Annotated in this window: 1 protein-coding gene; it reads left to right on the top strand. The window is 30.2% G+C overall.

Annotated features, from left to right (window positions below; translation table 11 throughout):
• A partial coding sequence (locus J8L88_RS23430; RefSeq protein WP_211062091.1) for a CHAT domain-containing protein occupies window positions 1-421 on the top strand: 421 nt, incomplete at both ends.

The following is a 421-nucleotide window of genomic DNA, read 5'->3' as shown; positions in this document are numbered from 1 at the left end:
TCCTTTTGAAGCATTAATAACTGATATTGATAAAAACACCTATCTTATCGAGGAAAATGAAATTAATTATACGTTCTCTCTTACTTTTCAAAACAAAAACAAATCCATCCAAAGAGAAGCTACTCAGGATTTCTTAGGAATTGCACCCATCAATTTTTCTAACAACCTAACCACATTAAAAAATAGCGCTAAAGAAATCACATATGCTAATAAATTATATGATGGAACGCTGTTAGTTGATCAAGAAGCCACTAAAGAAAATTTTATCAAAAAAATAAAAGATTATAAAATACTGCACTTAGCAACACATGCAGATGCCTCTGATTCTATAGCTCCTTGGATCGCTTTTAGAAATTCTAAATTAACAAATTTAGAACTGAACTCTTTACAAAGTCAGGCAGAATTGGTAATATTAAGTGCT

It is taken from the genome of Aquimarina sp. MMG015 (assembly GCF_018100855.1).
Classification (GTDB): Bacteria; Bacteroidota; Bacteroidia; order Flavobacteriales; family Flavobacteriaceae; genus Aquimarina; species Aquimarina latercula.
The sequence above is the reverse complement of the archived record's forward strand: the minus strand, read 5'-3'. Positions and strand labels throughout refer to the sequence as shown.